The organism is Micromonospora sp. NPDC049101 (assembly GCF_040648675.1).
In the GTDB taxonomy this organism is placed as follows: Bacteria; Actinomycetota; Actinomycetes; order Mycobacteriales; family Micromonosporaceae; genus Micromonospora.
On sequence record NZ_JBEZED010000008.1, the window covers coordinates 100156 to 116737 of the forward strand.

Annotated in this window: 14 protein-coding genes and 1 pseudogene; all 15 read right to left on the reverse strand. The window is 70.2% G+C overall.

Going from position 1 to position 16582, the window contains the following annotated elements; all coding sequences use genetic code 11:
• Positions 1-1353 carry an NADH-quinone oxidoreductase subunit NuoH gene (gene nuoH / locus AB0B57_RS13315; protein ID WP_357068626.1) on the reverse strand — a complete coding sequence of 451 codons (1353 nt, stop codon included), beginning with the start codon at positions 1351-1353 and terminating at the stop codon, positions 1-3.
• A gap of 118 nt (positions 1354-1471) precedes the next feature.
• Positions 1472-3979 (reverse strand): NADH-quinone oxidoreductase subunit G, encoded by a 2508-nt coding sequence (locus AB0B57_RS13320; RefSeq protein WP_357068628.1) that lies wholly within the window; start codon positions 3977-3979, stop codon positions 1472-1474.
• Complete coding sequence (nuoF, locus tag AB0B57_RS13325; protein ID WP_357068630.1) at positions 3979-5295, reverse strand: NADH-quinone oxidoreductase subunit NuoF; 1317 nt, start codon at positions 5293-5295, stop codon at positions 3979-3981. The genes AB0B57_RS13320 and nuoF overlap by 1 nt, the downstream gene beginning before the upstream one ends.
• Positions 5296-5696: 401 nt before the next feature.
• Positions 5697-6461 (reverse strand): annotated as a pseudogene (nuoE, locus tag AB0B57_RS13330) (NADH-quinone oxidoreductase subunit NuoE); the annotation flags it as partial.
• Positions 6458-7783 (reverse strand): NADH-quinone oxidoreductase subunit D, encoded by a 1326-nt coding sequence (locus AB0B57_RS13335; protein ID WP_357068632.1) that lies wholly within the window; start codon positions 7781-7783, stop codon positions 6458-6460. The gene AB0B57_RS13335 and the pseudogene nuoE, both read right to left, overlap by 4 nt.
• Before the next feature lie 37 nt (positions 7784-7820).
• The gene (locus AB0B57_RS13340) at positions 7821-8558 is read right to left on the reverse strand and encodes an NADH-quinone oxidoreductase subunit C (protein WP_357068634.1); all 738 of its coding nucleotides are present in this window, start codon (positions 8556-8558) and stop codon (positions 7821-7823) included.
• Positions 8555-9232, reverse strand: coding sequence for an NADH-quinone oxidoreductase subunit B (locus AB0B57_RS13345; RefSeq protein WP_030486262.1), 678 nt, complete (start codon positions 9230-9232; stop codon positions 8555-8557). Before AB0B57_RS13345 ends, AB0B57_RS13340 begins: the two co-directional genes overlap by 4 nt.
• A 14-nt stretch (positions 9233-9246) precedes the next feature.
• On the reverse strand, positions 9247-9612 hold the full coding sequence (locus AB0B57_RS13350; protein WP_110565037.1) for an NADH-quinone oxidoreductase subunit A: 366 nt from the start codon (positions 9610-9612) through the stop codon (positions 9247-9249).
• Positions 9613-9747: 135 nt separating this feature from the next.
• Entirely contained in the window at positions 9748-11025 is a 1278-nt protein-coding gene (locus AB0B57_RS13355) for a geranylgeranyl reductase family protein (RefSeq protein WP_357068637.1), read from the reverse strand.
• Between the two features lie 139 nt (positions 11026-11164).
• A complete protein-coding gene (locus tag AB0B57_RS13360; RefSeq protein WP_357068639.1) occupies positions 11165-11389 on the reverse strand; it encodes a hypothetical protein in 225 nt (74 codons plus the stop codon).
• A gap of 79 nt (positions 11390-11468) precedes the next feature.
• On the reverse strand, positions 11469-12179 hold the full coding sequence (locus AB0B57_RS13365; protein ID WP_357068641.1) for a demethylmenaquinone methyltransferase: 711 nt from the start codon (positions 12177-12179) through the stop codon (positions 11469-11471).
• Positions 12180-12304: 125 nt separating this feature from the next.
• Positions 12305-13600 carry an LPXTG cell wall anchor domain-containing protein gene (locus AB0B57_RS13370; protein ID WP_357068643.1) on the reverse strand — a complete coding sequence of 432 codons (1296 nt, stop codon included), beginning with the start codon at positions 13598-13600 and terminating at the stop codon, positions 12305-12307.
• Between the two features lie 424 nt (positions 13601-14024).
• A complete protein-coding gene (gene mqnC / locus AB0B57_RS13375; RefSeq protein WP_357068645.1) occupies positions 14025-15215 on the reverse strand; it encodes a cyclic dehypoxanthinyl futalosine synthase in 1191 nt (396 codons plus the stop codon).
• Between the two features lie 209 nt (positions 15216-15424).
• A complete protein-coding gene (locus AB0B57_RS13380) occupies positions 15425-15631 on the reverse strand; it encodes a DUF397 domain-containing protein (RefSeq protein ID WP_357068647.1) in 207 nt (68 codons plus the stop codon).
• Between the two features lie 7 nt (positions 15632-15638).
• Positions 15639-16487 (reverse strand): helix-turn-helix transcriptional regulator, encoded by an 849-nt coding sequence (locus AB0B57_RS13385; RefSeq protein ID WP_357068649.1) that lies wholly within the window; start codon positions 16485-16487, stop codon positions 15639-15641.
• Positions 16488-16582 lie beyond the last annotated feature (95 nt).

Consider the following 16582-nt stretch of genomic DNA (forward strand, 5'->3'; position numbering starts at 1 on the left):
TCACACCTCCCTGGAGTCCGAGCCGGCAACGATGTTGGCCGGCTCCCGCTCGGCGACCACGCGCGTGATGCGCGGGCTCGGTGGTACCTGAAGATCCATCGGCGGCAGCGGGAAGCTCCCGTACGGCCGGTTGTCGACCTGTTCCTGGGTCGTCGGCGTCGTCTTCGGCTTCCGGCTGGGCCAGAAGATCGTGACGAGCAGCAGGATGCCGGCCGGAATACCGACGGCGATGACCTTGCCGCGCGAGTCCCAGTCCTCGATGGACCGCAGGCCCGACAGGACCAGGATCCAGACCAGGTTGATCGGCAGCAGCACCTTCCAACCGAGGCGCATGAACTGGTCATAGCGCAGCCGGGGCAGCGTGCCGCGCAGCCACACGAAGACGAAGACCAGCGCGATCACCTTGCCGAAGAACCAGAGCATCGGCCACCAACCGGAGTTGGCGCCCTCCCACAGGGTGATCGGCCACGGTGCGCGCCAACCGCCGAGGAACAGCGTGGTGGTGACCGCGGACATGGTCACCATGGCGACGTACTCGCTGAGCATGAAGAGCGCGAACTTCAGCGAGCTGTATTCCGTCATGAAGCCCGCGACCAGCTCGGACTCGGCCTCGGGCAGGTCGAACGGCGCCCGGTTGGTCTCACCCACGGTGGCGATGAAGAAGATGACGAAGCTGGGCAGCAGCAGGATCGCGTACCAGCCGGGTGCCGGGATCTCGGTGCCGAAGATGGTCAGCCGGGTGGCGTCGCCCTGAGCGGCGACGATCCCGCTGGTGCTCATCGTGCCGGCGGTCATGAAGACCGCCACGATGCTCAGGCCCATGGCGACCTCGTAGGAGATCATCTGGGCGCTGGACCGCAGCCCACCGAGGAGCGGGTACGTCGAGCCGGAGGCCCAACCACCCAGCACGATGCCGTAGACGCCCATCGAGGAGCAGGCCAGCAGCAGCAGCACCGCCACCGGCACGTCGGTGACCTGCAACGGCGTGTGGTGGCCGAAGATGCTCACCATCGGGCCGAACGGCACCACCGACAGGGCGGTGACCGCGCAGATCACCGAGATGGTCGGTGCGAAGAAGTAGACGACCTTGTCGGCCGCCTTCGGCAGGATGTCCTCCTTGAAGGCCATCTTCAGGCCGTCGGCGAGGGTCTGCAGCAGACCGAACGGGCCGACCTGGTTGGGGCCGGGCCGCACCTGCATGTAGCCGACCACACGCCGCTCGAACCAGACGCCGAGCAGGGTGGCCAGCAGACCGAAGGCGAACGCGAAGACAATCTTGCCGAGAACCAGCCACCACGGATCCCGACCGAAGTCGGCAAGCGTCGGATCCTGGGCCAGGATTGACGAAGTCACCGTGCCCACCTTTCGTTCGCGACTGCGAGACTGACTGCTCGCGACTGCGGGGCTCGCTGCGCTCGCTCCTCGCGCTCGCGGAGGGTCTCCCTCGCGTGCGCTCGTTCACTCCTCGCGCTCACTTGTTACCCCCGGAACCAAGGAGCGGACCCGGGAGACCGGTCTCGTCGGCCGCCGCACGCCCGGCCGGGATGGCCGGGCTCGCCGCGGGGACGGAGATCCGGACGACCGCGCCGGACGTCGCCCCGAGGCTGCGTCGCACGGTCGAACCGGGTGAGTTGGTCGGCAGCCAGACGACGCCGTCCGGCATTTCGGTCAGCTCGGCCGGCAGGGTCAGCGCCCCCCGGTCGGTGCCGACCGTGACCGCGTCGCCGTCGGCGACACCGAGTGCGTCGGCGGTGCCCTTGCCCAGCCGGACCACCGGCGGGCGAGCGGTGCCGGCCAGGTTCTCGTCACCCTCGGTCAGGCTGCCGAGGTCCACCAGCTGGTGCCAGGTCGCCAACACGGCCTCCCCGGCGCCCGGGTGCGGCACCCGGCCCGGCGCCACCGACGGCGTGGACGGCCGAGTCGTACGCGTCGCCGGCAACCCGCCCAGCTCGCGCCGCACGCTCGGCACATCCGCGGTGCCGAGCCGCACGTCGAGCAGCGCGGCCAGCGCGTCGAGCACCCGGCCGTCGGTCATCGCGGCGGTGGTCAGCACCGCCTCGAACGGGCGCAGCCGACCCTCCCAGTCCAGGAAGCTGCCGGCCTTCTCGGCCACCGGGGCGATCGGCAGCACCACGTTCGCCCGCCGGGTCACCGCAGTGGGGCGCAGCTCCAGGCTGACCAGGAACGGCACCGCGTCCAGGGCGGACTCGGCCAGTCGCGGGTCGGCCAGGTCGGCCGGGTCGACACCGCCGACGACAAGCGCGCCGAGCTGCCCGTTGGCAGCGGCGGTCAGGATGCCGTCGGTGTCCCGACCGGCCTGGCTCGGGATCACCCCGGCCGGGATGTCCCACGCCTCACCCAGCTCGGCCCGCGCGGCCGGCTCGGTGACCAGCCGGCCACCGGGGAGCAGGTTGGGCAGGCAGCCCGCGTCGACCGCGCCGCGGTCACCCGCGCGCCGCGGCACCCAGGCCAGCTTCGCGCCGGTACGCCGGGCCACGTCCGCCGCGGCGGAGAGCCCGCCCGGCACACTCGCCAACCGCTCGCCGACGATCAGGATCGCGCCCGGTGCGCTCAGCGCCTCGGCGACCGTGGCGTGCTCGGCGAGCACGCTGGCCTCCTCGCCCGGCACGACCCGGGCCAGCTTGGCACCGAGCTTCTCCAGACCGCGGGTGGCGAACGGCGCCAGCGCGTACACCGTCAGGGTCTTCTTCAGGTACGCCTTGCGCAGCCGCAGGAAGAGGATCGGGCACTCCTCCTCCGGCTCCAGGCCGACCAGCACCACCGCCGGCGCGTTCTCCACGTCGGTGTAGGTGACGTCGGTGACTCCGGCGACCGAGCTGGCCAGGAAGTCGGCCTCCTCGCGGGAGACCGGCCGGGCCCGGAAGTCGATGTCGTTGGTGTTCAGTGCGACCCGGGCGAACTTCGCGTACGCGTACGCGTCCTCGACGGTCAGCCGACCGCCGGTGAGCACCGCCGTGCCCTGCCCGCCCTCCCGAGCGGCGTGCAGCCCCTCGGCGGCCACGGTCAGCGCCTCGCTCCAGGACGCCTCGCGCAGCTCACCGGTGCGCTCGTCGCGCACCAGCGGAGTGGTCAGCCGGTCGGTGGCCCGGGTGTACTGGAAGCCCCACCGGCCCTTGTCGCAGTTCCACTCCTCGTTGACCTGCGGCTCGTCACCGGCCAACCGGCGCAGCACCTTGCCGCGTCGCCAGTCGGTGCGCTGCCCGCAGCCGGCCGAGCAGTGCTCGCAGACGCTCGGGCTGGAGACCAGGTCGAACGGGCGGGCCCGGAAGCGGTACTGCGCACCGGTCAGCGCACCCACCGGGCAGATCTGCACGGTGTTGCCGGAGAAGTAGGAGTTGAACGGCACGTCGCCGGCGTCGCCCTCCTCGCCGTACGCGTCGTCCCGGTAGATGTTGATCTCCTCGGCGGACGACCGGCCCATCAGGTCGATGAACTTGTCGCCGGCGATCTCCTCGGAGAACCGGGTGCACCGCTGGCAGAGCACGCAGCGCTCGCGGTCCAGCAGCACCTGGCTGCTGATCGCCATCGGCTTCTCGTACTCCCGCTTGTGCTCGTGGAAGCGCGAGTCGGTGCGGCCGGTGGACATCGCCTGGTTCTGCAGGGGGCACTCGCCGCCCTTGTCACACATCGGGCAGTCCAGTGGGTGGTTGAGCAGCAGCAGCTCCATCACCCCCTCCTGCGCCTTCTTGGCGACCGGCGAGGTGAGCTGGGTGCGGACCACCATGCCGTCGGCGACGGTCTGGGTGCAGGAGGCCACCGGCTTGCGCTGGCCCTCCACCTCGACCAGGCACTGCCGGCACGCGCCGGCCGGGGCCAGCAGCGGGTGGTCGCAGAACCTGGGGATCTCGGTGCCCATCTGCTCGGCGACCCGGATCAGCAGCGTCCCCTTGGGGGCGGTGACCTCGACGCCGTCGATGGTGAGCGTGACGGTCTCGGTCTGCTTGGCTACGTCGGTCATCAGTGCGCCCCTACCAGGGTCTTCTCCGACAGCTTGGGTGCGGTCCGACCCTCGATGTAGTCGAGGTAGTCCTGCTTGAAGTACTGCAGCGAGGAGGTCACCGAGCTGGTCGCGCCGTCACCGAGGCCGCAGAACGAGCGGCCCAGGATGTTGTCGCAGGTGTCCAGCAGGGTGTCCAGGTCCTCGTGGGTGCCCTGGCCGGCGAGGATCCGCCGGTAGACCCGGACCATCCAGTAGTTGCCCTCGCGGCACGGGGTGCACTTGCCGCACGACTCGTGGTGGTAGAACTCCAACCACCGGTACGTCGCGTAGACCGGGCAGTCCTGGTCGGAGAAGATCTGGGTGGCCGTGGTGCCGAGGATCGAGCCGGCCGCCGCCACCCCCTCGAAGTCCAGTGGCACGTCCAGGTGCTCGGCGGCGAGCAGCGGGGTCGACGAGCCGCCCGGGGTCCAGAACCGCAGGTTGTGACCGGGCTGCATCCCACCGGCCAGCTCCAGCAGCTCGCGCAGTGTGACGCCCATCGAGCACTCGTACTGGCCCGGGTTGACGATCCGACCGGACAGCGAGTAGATCATCGGCCCGGAGGACTTCTCGGTGCCCATGCTCTTCCACCAGTCGGCGCCACCGAGCACGATCGGCGGGACACTGGCGATGGTGCCGACGTTGTTGACCACCGTCGGGCTCGCGTACAGGCCGTGGGTGGCCGGGAACGGCGGGCGCAGCCGAGGCTGACCCCGGAACCCCTCCAGCGAGTCCAGCAGTGCCGTCTCCTCGCCGCAGATGTACGCCCCGGCGCCGGAGTGCACCACCAGCTCCAGGTCGTAGCCGCTGCGCAGGATGTTCCGACCCAGGTAGCCCTTGTCGTACGCCTCCTGGACGGCGTTGCGCAGCCGACGCGCGGCGTGCACCGCCTCGCCCCGGATGTAGATGTAGGCGCGGCTGGCCCGGATCGCGTACGACGCGATGATCACGCCCTCGACCAGCGCGTGCGGGTCGTGGGTCATCAGCGGCAGGTCCTTGCAGGTGCCCGGCTCACCCTCGTCGGCGTTGACCACCAGGTAGTGCGGCTTGCCGTCACCCTGCGGGATGAAGCCCCACTTGAGACCGGTCGGGAAGCCCGCGCCACCCCGACCCCGCAGCCCGGAGTCCTTGATCAGCTGGATCAGGTCGTCCGGGTGGGCCTTCAGTGCCTTGCGCAGGGCGGCGTAGCCGTCGAGCTGCTCGTACGTGCCGATGCGCCAGGCGTCCGGCGACAGCCAGCGCTTGGTCAGCACCGGCGTCAGCTTGGCCACGGTCTCCGGGCGGGGAGTGGTCACTTCTGGGCCCCCGTTTCGTTCGCGTCCGCCGGACCGGCGCCGTCGGCGTCCGTACCAGCCTTCGCTTCGGTGAGGTTGCGCTCCTGCGCCCCGGCCTCGTCGCCGGCGGGCTTGCCGTCGCCGGCCGGCGCGTTGGCCGCCACGCCGGCGGCCTCGGCCGACCGCGCGTCGCGCGGCTCGGGCGCGGTGCCGTCCGTCGGGACCTTGGTCCCCGGCGCGTCCGGCACCGCCGTGCCCGCGTCCGGCTGCCGGGTCTCGGCGGCGCGCACCTCCGGCGACTTGTCGTCCGGTGCCTTGACGTCCCGCGTGGTGCTGCCGCTCGCGGCGGCGGCGGGAGCCGGCTCGCCGGCACCGGCGTTGCCGGGCGTCGGGGCGGACGCCCCGTCGCCACCCTTGACCGGGGCCGCGCTGGCCTCGACGGGCGCCGGCTTGGCGGCCTCCGCCTTCGCCTTCGCCTCGGCGGCGGCCTTGTCCGCCTCCGCCTTGCTCCGGATCGGGGTGTTCGGGTCGAAGCCCGGCACCGAGACGCCGTGCTGCTGGGCCAGCCGCAGCCCGCGCAGGGTCGGCTCACCCGGGTCGCCGTCGGCGACCGCGCCGTCGCGCTCGTCGGCGAAACCGGCGAGCTGCACCGCCATCTCCTTGAGCGTGCAGAGCCGGGCGCCCCGGGTCGGCATCGGCCGCCCGCCCGCGCGCAGCTCGTCGACCACACCGACCGCCGTCGACGGGTCCACGCCGTCGAAGAAGTCGTAGTTGACTGTCATCACCGGGCCGTAGTCGCACGCCGCCAGGCACTCGGCGTGCTCCAGCGTGATGGTGCCGTCGCCGGTCGTCTCGTCGTGCCCGACGCCCAGGTGCTCGGACAGGGTGTCGTAGACCTCCTGGCCACCGAGCACGTTGCACATGGTGTTGGTGCAGACGCTGACCAGGAAGTCACCAGTCGGCTTGCGCTTGTACATCGTGTAGAAGGTGGCCACCGCGCCGACCTGGGCCTTGTTCAGCCCCAGCACCTCGGCGCAGAACGCGACCCCGGCCGGGGACACGTACCCCTCCTCGGCCTGCACCAGGTGCAGCAGCGGCAGCAACGCCGAGCGGGACCGGTCCGCCGGGTAACGGGCGATGATCTCGCGCGCCCGATCCCGGGTCTCGTCAGTGAAAGTCGTCGTCATCGGTCACACCCACCCATCACCGGGTCCAGAGAGGCGCCGCCGGCGATCACGTCGGCGATCAGGCCACCCTCGGCCATCGCCGGGAGGGCCTGGAGGTTGACGAAGCTCGGCTCCCGGTAGTGCACCCGGTACGGCCGGGTGCCACCGTCGGAGACCGCGTGCACGCCCAACTCGCCGCGGGGCGCCTCGATGGCGACGTACACCTGTCCGGGCGGCACCCGGAAGCCCTCGGTCACCAGCTTGAAGTGGTGGATCAGCGACTCCATCGACTGACCCATGATCTTCGCGACGTGCTCCAGCGAGTTGCCCATGCCGTCCACGCCGATGGCGAGCTGCGCCGGCCAGGCGATCTTGCGGTCGGCGACCATGACCGGGCCCGGACGAAGCCGGTCCAGGGCCTGCTCGACGAGCTTCATCGACTCCCGGATCTCGGCGAGCCGGACCTGGTAGCGGCCCCACACGTCACCGTCGGGGTGGGTCGGCACGTCGAACTCGTAGTTCTCATAACCGCAGTACGGCATGGTCTTGCGCAGGTCCCAGGCGAGGCCGGCGGAACGCAGCACCGGCCCGGTGATGCCGAGCGCCACACAGCCGGTGACGTCCAGCACCGCGACGTTCTTCGTCCGCTCGGTCCAGATCGGCTGACCGGAGAGCAGGTCCTCGTACTCCTTGAGCTTCTTCGGCATCATCTTGAGGAACTCGCGGATCTTGACGATGGCGTCGTCCGGCACGTCCTGTGCCACACCGCCCGGCCGCACGTACGCGTGGTTCATCCGCAGGCCGGTGATGGTCTCGAAGATGTCGAGGATGTACTCCCGCTCGCGGAAGCCGTACAGCATGATCGAGATCGCGCCCAGCTCCATGCCGGTGGTGGCCAGCCAGACCAGGTGCGACGAGATCCGGTTGAGCTCCATCATCAGCACGCGGATGGTGGTGGCCCGCTCGGTGATGTCGTCGGTGATGCCGAGCAGCTTCTCGACGGCGAGGGCGTACGCCGTCTCGTTGAAGATCGGGGCGAGGTAGTCCATCCGGGTCACGAACGTCGAGCCCTGGACCCAGTTGCGGTATTCGAGGTTCTTCTCGATGCCGGTGTGCAGGTAGCCGATGACGGACCGGGCCTCGCGGACCGTCTCGCCCTCCAGCTCCAGGATCAGCCGCAACACCCCGTGCGTGGACGGGTGCTGCGGACCCATGTTGACGACGATCCGCTCGTCGTTGATCGGGTCGGTGCCCGAGACGATGGTGTCCCAGTCCCCACCGGTGACGGTGAAGACCCGGCCCTCTTCGGTCTCGCGCTCGCTGGCGTAGTTCGACGTCGTCACAGCGCCCGCCCTCCGATCGCGACTGCACTCCTCGCGCTCACTGGTACGACCTCCGCTCGTTCGGCGGCTGGATCTCCGCGCCCTTGTACTCGACGGGGACACCGCCGAGCGGGTAGTCCTTGCGCTGCGGGTGGCCCTCCCAGTCGTCCGGCATGAGGATCCGGGTCAGGTTGGGGTGACCGTCGAAGACGATGCCGAACATGTCGTACGCCTCCCGCTCCTGCCAGTCGGCGGTCGGGTAGACGGCCGTCACGCTGGGCAGGTGCGGGGCCGCCACGGAGACCGCGGCCTCCAGCCGGATCCGCCGCCGGTACGTCATCGAGGTGAGCAGGTAGACCACGTGCAGCCGGCGCTCGTCGGCACCCAGGTAGTCCACGCCGGACACCGAGGAGCACAGCTCGAACCGCAGCGCCAGGTCGTCGCGCAGCACCTGGCAGACCTCGGCGATCCGCTCCGGCCGGACGTGCAGGGTCAGCTCGCCCCGGTCGACCACGACCTTCTCGATCGCGTCACCGAAGGCCGGGTACGCCTCCTCCAGCGCGTCGCGGACCTCGTCGAAGTAGCCCCCGTACGGTCGGGGCGCCTCCTCGATGGGTTGGCGCTGGCGGACCAGGCCGCCGTAGCCGGACACGTCGCCGGTGCCGTGGTTGCCGAACATCCCGCGCCCGGCCGGGCTGGACGGCGGCAACTCGGCGGGGGCACCACTGGTGGCGCCGGCTGGCACCACCGGCAGCGGTACGCCGCCGTCGTTGGGCTTGTCCGTGGGTGACGTCATTTGGGGCCTGCCTGCGGGTGGAGGTGGTTCTGAGCGTTCATCCAGTTCTCGATGCGCAGCTGCTCCTCGCGGCCCTCGCGGACCGCCCGGGTCCACTCGGCACGCCGGGCCTTGTCGCTGCGGTACGACGAGGGCATGGAGCCGTAGGGCACGACCGGAACGTCGCCGCGCTCCTGACGGGCAGCCAGCATCTTGCGGCCGTTCGGACCCAGCGGCTCATACATGATCTTCTCGCGGAGCTTGAGGATCGCGTCGATGAGCATCTCCGGCCGGGGCGGGCAGCCGGGCAGGTACATGTCGACCGGCACGACGTGGTCGACGCCCTGCACGATCGCGTAGTTGTTGAACATGCCGCCGCTGCTGGCGCAGACGCCCATGGAGAGCACCCAGCGGGGCTCGGCCATCTGGTCGTAGATCTGGCGCAGCACCGGAGCCATCTTCTGGCTCACCCGGCCGGCCACGATCATCAGGTCCGCCTGCCGGGGGGACGCCCGGAAGACCTCCATGCCCCAGCGGCCCATGTCGTAGTGCGGACCACCGGCGGCCATCATCTCGATGGCGCAGCAGGCCAGGCCGAAGGTCGCGCCCCACACGGACGACTTCCGGGACCAGTTGACCAGCTTCTCCACCGAGGTGAGCAGGACGCCGGCGGGAAGCTTCTCCTCGATGCCCATCTGACGTTCCTTCCTCAGTCCCAGTCCAGGCCGCCGCGCCGCCACACGTAGGCGTACGCAACGAAGACCGCGACGATGAACAGGACCATCTCCACGAAGCCGAAGATCGGCAGAGCGTCGAACGTGACCGCCCAGGGGTAGAGGAAGATGATCTCGATGTCGAAGACGATGAAGAGCATCGCCGTCAGGTAGAACTTGATCGGGAACCGGCCGCCGCCGACCGGCTGCGGGCTGGGCTCGATGCCGCACTCGTAAGCCTCGAGTTTGGCCTTGTTGTAGCGACGGGGCCCGGCGAAGCGGGCGGCGCCGACGGAAAACAGCGAGAACGCCGCGGCGAGGGCGAACAGCCCGATGATCGGTGCGTAAGGCGAGAGCGACATCGTTTTCTCCTGCTCGTCCTTCCCTGCCCTCGGTGCTTGACGAAAATCACACTATTCACGTCCCTCGCAGTGGCAGTCGGCGGGGGTCGATCTTTGTCAGCGTCGGGGCCGTGACCAGCACCGATGCCGTCCTACTCAGACAGCTGGCGCGGCCTTCGTCATCGCGTTGATGACCCGGTCCATCGCATCCCCACCGCGTGGGTCGGTCAGGTTGGCCAACAACTTGAGCACGAAACGCATCAGCGTCGGATGCGGCATGCCGTGTTTGGTGGCGATCCGCATGATCTCGGGGCGGCCGATCAGTTTCACGAAGATGCCGCCCAACCGGTAGTAGCCGCCGAGCCGGGCCTTCAGCTCGTTCGGGTACGCCAGCAGCGCGCGCTCGCGTTCCGGGCCGGCGGGCCGGGCGAGCGCCTGGACCGCGACCTCCGCGGCCAGCTCACCGGACTCCATCGCGTACGCGATGCCCTCACCGTTGAACGGGTTGACCATGCCACCCGAGTCGCCGACCAGCAGCACACCCCGGGTGTAGTGCGGCACCCGGTTGAAGCCCATCGGCAGCGCGGCGCCGAGGATCGGACCGTCGGCGTTGGTCTCGTCGGTCATCCCCCAGTCTTCCGGGGTGTTGGCGAGCCAGTCGGTGAGCAGCCGGCGGTAGTTGGTCTTGCCGAACGCCGAGGACGAGTTGAGCACGCCGAGGCCGACGTTGACCCGCCCGTCACCGAGACCGAAGATCCAGCCGTACCCGGGCAGCAGGTTGTCGCCGCTGTCCTTGCTGCGCAGCTCCAGCCAGGACTCCAGGTAGTTGTCCTCGTGCTTGGCCGGCGAGCGGTAGTAGCGGCGGACGGCCACGCCGATCGGCCGGTCCTCCCGCTTGGCCAGCCCGAGCGCGAGCGGGAACCGGCCGGAGACCCCGTCGGCCGCGACGACGAGCGGGGCGTGGAAGGTGGTCGGCTCCTTACCCGGGCCGACCTCCGCCTCGACGCCGGTGACCCGGCCGTCACCGTCGAGCACCGGGCCCAACACGTTGACGTTGGTGCGCAGTTTGGCACCGGCGGCCACCGCCCGCTGCGCGAGCAGGTCGTCGAAGTCCAGCCGCGTGCGGACCAGACCGTAGTTGGGGAAGCTGGCCAGCTCGGGCCAGTCCAGCTCCAGGCGGACCCCGCCGCCGATGACCCGCAGGCCCCGGTTGTGCAGCCAGCCGGCCTCGGGCGAGGTGTCCACACCCATCCGGATGAGCTGGCGCACCGCGCGCGGGGTCAACCCGTCGCCGCAGACCTTCTCCCGGGGGAACTCGGTCTTCTCCAACAACAGCACCCGTACGCCGTGCCGGGCCAGGTGGTACGCGGTCGCTGACCCACCGGGACCGGCGCCCACGACAATGACGTCGGCGTCGTGTTCCACCGCGGTCATTCGCGCCTCCTCCCGCACGCTCGTGAAATGCTTCACAAGCCAGACGGGACGAGTGTATGACCGGCGTCATACCTGCGCAGGATCAGGGGTACCTAACTCGCCGATGTGACAGCCGATGATCGTCCACAGCGGCCGAGTGTCAGGCCGGGCTGGGTGCGTCCAGGCCCGCATCGACCCGGATGGTCTCCGGCAGATGCTCCCGGAGCGCCCCGCCCGCCGCCCGGTCCAGCGCCGCCAACACCTCGGCGACCACCTGCCGGACCTCCACCGGGTCGGCTCCGGCCAACGCGCGCAACTGGGCGATGAGTTCGGCCGCGTCGTCGTCGGTGGCGGCCACCGGGTCCGCCGGCTCTACTCCGGTCATGCGAACGAGCGTACGGCGCAAAGTGGACTAAAGACCGATATTCACGAAACCTGAACAATGTCCGCGTCGGTCGCTCCGACTACTCGCGGATCCCCCGGTGCAGGGCCACCACGCCACCTGTCAGGTTGCGCCACGCCACCCGGCCCCACCCGGCCGCGGCGACCCGTCCGGCCAGCGCCTCCTGCGCCGGCCAGGCCCGAACCGACTCGGCGAGGTAGACGTACGCGTCGGGGTTGCTCGACACCGAGCGGGCGACCACCGGCAGCGACCGCATCAGGTACGACAGGTAGACCGTCCGGAAGACCGGGTTGACCGGGGTGCTGAACTCGCACACCACCAGCCGCCCACCCGGCCGGGTCACCCGCGCCAACTCCCGCAGGGCCGCGTCGGTGTCGCTCACGTTGCGCAGCGCGAAGGAGATGGTCACCGCGTCGAAGCTGGCGTCGGCGAACGGCAACCGCAACGCGTCGCCGGCCAGCAGCGGCACCTCGGGACGGACCCGCTTGCCGGCGTACAGCATGCCCAGCGACAGGTCAGCCCCCACCGCGTACGCCCCGGACTGCGCCAGCTCCCGGGTCGAGATGCCGGTGCCCGCGCCCACGTCCAGCACCCGCTCGCCCGGCCGCAGCCCGAGCGCCGACCGGGTGGCCCGACGCCAGGACCGGTCCTGGCCGAAGGAGATCACGGTGTTGGTCAGGTCGTAGCGCTCCGCCACGCCATCGAACATCGCGGCGACCTCGTGCGGCTGCTTGTCCAGACTGGCGCGCTGGCCCTGCGGGGAACGGCTCACCCCCTCCACTCTGCCAGCCGCCCGCAAACCGGCACTCATGGGGTGACGCGATCGGGCGGGGTGGTGACCCACCCCGCCCGCACGTCGTACCGGTTGTCGCGAACGCCTCGTCAGCGTGTCACCTGTCAGTCGGTCGACTTCTCGTCGCTCGGGGCGACCAGGACGACCTTGCGCCGACGGGAGAGCACCAGCAGCGCACCGCCCACCAGCAGGATGAGACCACCGATGCCGCCGATCAGGCCGACCTGCACACCGGTGACCGGCAGTCCGCCACCACCGGAGCCACCACCGGCGGTCGGCGACGTGGTCGTGCCCGGCGTCGTCGTACCGCCCGGGGTGGGCGTGCCGCTCGGCGTCGGGGTGGCCGTCCCACCCGGGGTCGGCGTGGCCGTGGCCGTGGGCGTCGGGGTGACGGTGGGGCTCGGGGTCGGCTGGGCACTCAGGTCGACGAAGACATCGAAGATCGCCTGGTTGTCGCTCTCGTCGACCTCGGTGAAGGCCTTCCGCTGGGCGCTGGTCGCCACCTCGGGCTGCTCCTCGGCCTGACCCGTCGCGGCGTCGAGACCCTGCGCGACGAGCTCACCGACCCGCAGCACCGGCTCGGTGACGTTCGCGCCGACCGTCACCTTGACGTCCGCCGTGTAGTACTCACCGGGCTTGATCACCGCGCCGTCGTCCTGACAGAGCGCCTGGGCGACGTTGGCGAAGGTCTGCGACACGCAGGTGTCCGGAAGCGTGGCGAAGGTGACCCCGACCGGGAGCGTGAGCACGTAGGACAGGCCGGTGGCCTTGCGGCTGCCGTCGTTGTAGACCGCCCAGTCCAGCGGCACCGTCTCGCCGCGCTTGACCGGCCGGAGGTTGGGGTCGTCGCCCTGGACGCCGTTCACCACGACGTTCGCGTAGACGTCCTGCACCCAGCTGGTCAGGTCGTAGCCGCGCTTGCCGACGATGATGTCGTGCTCGACCCTGTTGTCCTTCTTCTTGGGGTCGGCGGTGGCCGAGGTGATGGTGACCACCAGCGTGCCGGCCTCGCCGCGCGCACCCGTGGAGAACAGCGGAATACCGAAGTCCTCGCTGGTGCCGGCCGGCACGTCGCCGAGCGGGCAGGTGAACGTCTTGCCCTTCACCTGGCAATCCTTGGGCACGACGACCCCGACCACGCTCTTCAGCAACCTGCTGGTGTCCACGGTGTAGCTGACGCCCTTGGCGGCGACCGTGCTCCGGGTGTTGTCGACCAGGAACTTGAACGGCTTGGCCTTGGCCGCCTTGACGCCCTTGGCCAGCTCGAAGCTGAGCGGCGTCAGAGCCAGATCGGCCTGGTCGGCGGCCTGCGCCGGGGCGGCCACGGTGGCCAGGCCACCGGCCGCGAGCAGGGCCACAACGCCGGCGCGGGCCAGAGCCGAGCGGTGGAACGCTGTCATCGATCCCCCGGGGGGTAGGGAAGGCAAGAATGGTTGCGGAACGAGCGGACGCTATCGAAGGTCGATCACGCACGCCAGCATGCGGGACCCTTTTCATCCGTCCGGCCCGGGGTGGGCAGACGGTACGGGCGGGATGGTCACCCATCCCGCCCGTACCGCCGTGCGTTATATGAACGACCCGCAACGGGCCGATGGAGGACAGCCCACGAACGACCATCAGACCACCCGCCACCAGCACGATCGCGCAGAATCACCGGTCGCCGATGATGACGGATATGAGCCGGGACGCTAGCCGCCGCCGATCATCTCCACCACCCCGAAGCGGACAGCCTGACGCCGCGGCGCACGGGACCACCCGTACCGCCGGGGTCGGCCGGCGGGAGCATGAGCCTCGATCAGCCGAACGGCCGGGCGTCGAGCCGCGTCAGCTGACGTCGACGAGTGGCAGCGACCGGCCCGCGCCACCGCCGGGGAGCGCGATCGAGGAGAAGTGCGAGACCACCCGCTCGTCGGTCGGGTCGTCGGCCGGCGTGTGGTGCACGGCGAGCCGGTTGTAGAGGGTGTCACGCTGCGCGGGAATCCGGTCCGCCGAGCGGATCATGCCGATCAGCTCGTGCAGGTTGGAGCGGTGCCGCGCACCGGCCGAGGAGATCACGTTCTCCTCCAGCATGATCGAGCCGAGGTCGTCCACGCCCATGTGCAGCGAGAGCTGCCCGACATCCTTGCCGGTCGTCAGCCAGGACGCCTGCAGGTGCGGCACGGTCTCGAAGAAGAGCCGGGCCACCGCGACGAGGCGCAGGTATTCCAGCGTGGTCGCCTGGGTGCGGCCCTTGAGGTGGTTGTTCTCCGGCTGGTACGTCCACGGGATGAAGGACCGGAACCCACGGGTGCGGTCCTGCACGTCCCGGATCATGCGCAGGTGCTCGATCCGCTCGGCGTGCGTCTCGCCGGTGCCCATCATCATGGTGGCGGTCGACTCGATGCCCTGCCGGTGCGCCAGCTCCATGACCTCCAGCCAGCGCTCGCCCGACTCCTTGAGGGGCGCGATGGCCTTCCGCGGCCGCTCCGGCAGCATCTCCGCGCCGGCGCCCGCGATCGAGTCCAGACCGGCGATCTTGATCCGGGCGATGGCCTCGTCCAGGCTCACGCCGGAGACCTTCGCCATGTGCAGGATCTCGCTGGGGCCGATCGAGTGGATGACCAGCTGCGGGTACGCCTGCTTGACCGAGGAGAAGAGCTCCTCGTAGTACTCGACGCCGTAGTCCGGGTGGTGGCCACCCTGGAGCATCACCTGGGTGGCGCCCAGCTCGACCGCCTCGCCGCAGCGGCGCAGGATCTCCTCGGTCGGGTGGGTCCACCCTTCCGCGTGCTTGGGCGCCCGGTAGAACGCGCAGAACTTGCACGCCGTCACACAGACGTTCGTGTAGTTGATGTTGCGGTCGATCAGGTACGTGACGACGTTGTCCGGGTAGCGCCGCCGACGCACCGCGTCCGCCGCCTCACCCAACGCGTGGAAGGGTGCCTCGGTGTAGAGCAGCAGTGCCTCCTCGGGCGTGATCCGCCCGCCGTCCGCGCCCCGCTGCAGGATGTCGTCGATCTCCCGGCTCACCGTCACGTCCCCGAGCGTACGCCGGTCACGCGCGTTGCCTTGAGGGGTGGTTCAAGGCTGTGATTTCGCCGCACCGTTTCCGCGATCTTGCACTTTCTGTCGCCGCATAAGAGGCATTCCACGCACACAGGCCACTGAAAGTGCAAGATCGGCGCGGGCGAGGCGGTTCCGCCCCGCTCACCGAGACTGGCGCGGGCGAGGCGGTTGCGCCCCGCTCACCGAGACTGGCGCCCCGAACCCGGCACCGCCCCAACGAAACGGGACCAACCCGCCCGGTCAAAGGCCAGCACCGGGCCGGCCGGGTCCTTCGAGTCGCGGACGGCGATCACGTGGGACAGCTCGGCGACCTCGACGCAGTTGGCGTTCGAGCCGCTGCGGCTGGACTTGCGCCAGGTCGCGCCGGACAGCTCCGCAGTGATCATCGGGGGCTCACTCTCGCTCGTGCTCCGTTGCGACCCGCGCAACGAACTCCACCGAATCGACGGGGCTCAGCGCCACCTCGGCCAGCCTATCGGCCTCCCGTCGGAAGTGCGCCACCTGCGGCGCCTCCTCCAGGAACAGCCCAGCCAGCTTGTGGTCCAGATAGACCACCGACCGGTTGCGGGGAAAGTCGAACAGCGCGAACGACCCGTCCAGCCCGGTGTGCCCGCCCACCGCCAGCGGCACCACCTGCAACGTCACGTTCGGCCGCTCCGCGGCCTCGATCAGGTGCCGAAGCTGACGGGCCATGACCCGGTGGCCACCGAGCACCCGGCGCAACACCATCTCGTCCAGCAGCGCGTGCAGCGTCGGCGGCGTGGCCCGGCTCAGGATCGCCTGCCGACCCAGCCGGGCGGCAACACGCCCCTCCGCCTCGTCCGCCGGCACTCCGCAGCCGACCATCACCGCCTGGGTGTAATCCGGGATCTGCAACAGGCCGGGCACCAGCAGCGGCTCCCAGTTCACGACGCTGGTCGCCTCGGCCTCCAGCCGGATCAGCGTCCGGGACTCGTCGGACAGCCCACCGATCGCCTCCCACCAACCGGTTTCGGCCGACCGCTCGGCCATCCCGAGCAGCCGCTTCCGCTCGTCCCCCGTGATGCCGTAGATCACCAGCAGCGAGGCGACATCCGCGGCCAGGATGCCCTGGATGCCGGTCTCCATCCGGGATAATTTGGACGGTTGCCAGCCCAGCCGGATAGCCACCCGACGCAGCGGCAGTTTGCGCGACTCCCGCAGGTCGCGTAGCTCGCCGCCGAGTCCACGACCGACGACTGTGGGTTGACTGGCCTTGGGCATCGTTGGTCCTCCGCGTCGACTCGCGTCGCACCGTCACGCTGACGGCATGGACTCGTCGCGTTGAGTATTGACTTGATCTCAGTAACCCGCAACCA

What these genes read in the sequence shown, in the direction of transcription:
- AB0B57_RS13370 (WP_357068643.1), bottom strand. Translation starts at nt 13,600, where the DNA reads ATGACAGCGTTCCACCGCTCGGCTCTGGCCCGCGCCGGCGTTGTGGCC.
- AB0B57_RS13360 (WP_357068639.1), bottom strand. Translation starts at nt 11,389, where the DNA reads ATGACCGGAGTAGAGCCGGCGGACCCGGTGGCCGCCACCGACGACGAC.
- AB0B57_RS13385 (WP_357068649.1), bottom strand. Translation starts at nt 16,487, where the DNA reads ATGCCCAAGGCCAGTCAACCCACAGTCGTCGGTCGTGGACTCGGCGGC.
- AB0B57_RS13340 (WP_357068634.1), bottom strand. Translation starts at nt 8,558, where the DNA reads ATGACGTCACCCACGGACAAGCCCAACGACGGCGGCGTACCGCTGCCG.
- AB0B57_RS13350 (WP_110565037.1), bottom strand. Translation starts at nt 9,612, where the DNA reads ATGTCGCTCTCGCCTTACGCACCGATCATCGGGCTGTTCGCCCTCGCC.
- AB0B57_RS13380 (WP_357068647.1), bottom strand. Translation starts at nt 15,631, where the DNA reads ATGATCACTGCGGAGCTGTCCGGCGCGACCTGGCGCAAGTCCAGCCGC.
- AB0B57_RS13345 (WP_030486262.1), bottom strand. Translation starts at nt 9,232, where the DNA reads ATGGGCATCGAGGAGAAGCTTCCCGCCGGCGTCCTGCTCACCTCGGTG.
- AB0B57_RS13320 (WP_357068628.1), bottom strand. Translation starts at nt 3,979, where the DNA reads ATGACCGACGTAGCCAAGCAGACCGAGACCGTCACGCTCACCATCGAC.
- AB0B57_RS13355 (WP_357068637.1), bottom strand. Translation starts at nt 11,025, where the DNA reads ATGACCGCGGTGGAACACGACGCCGACGTCATTGTCGTGGGCGCCGGT.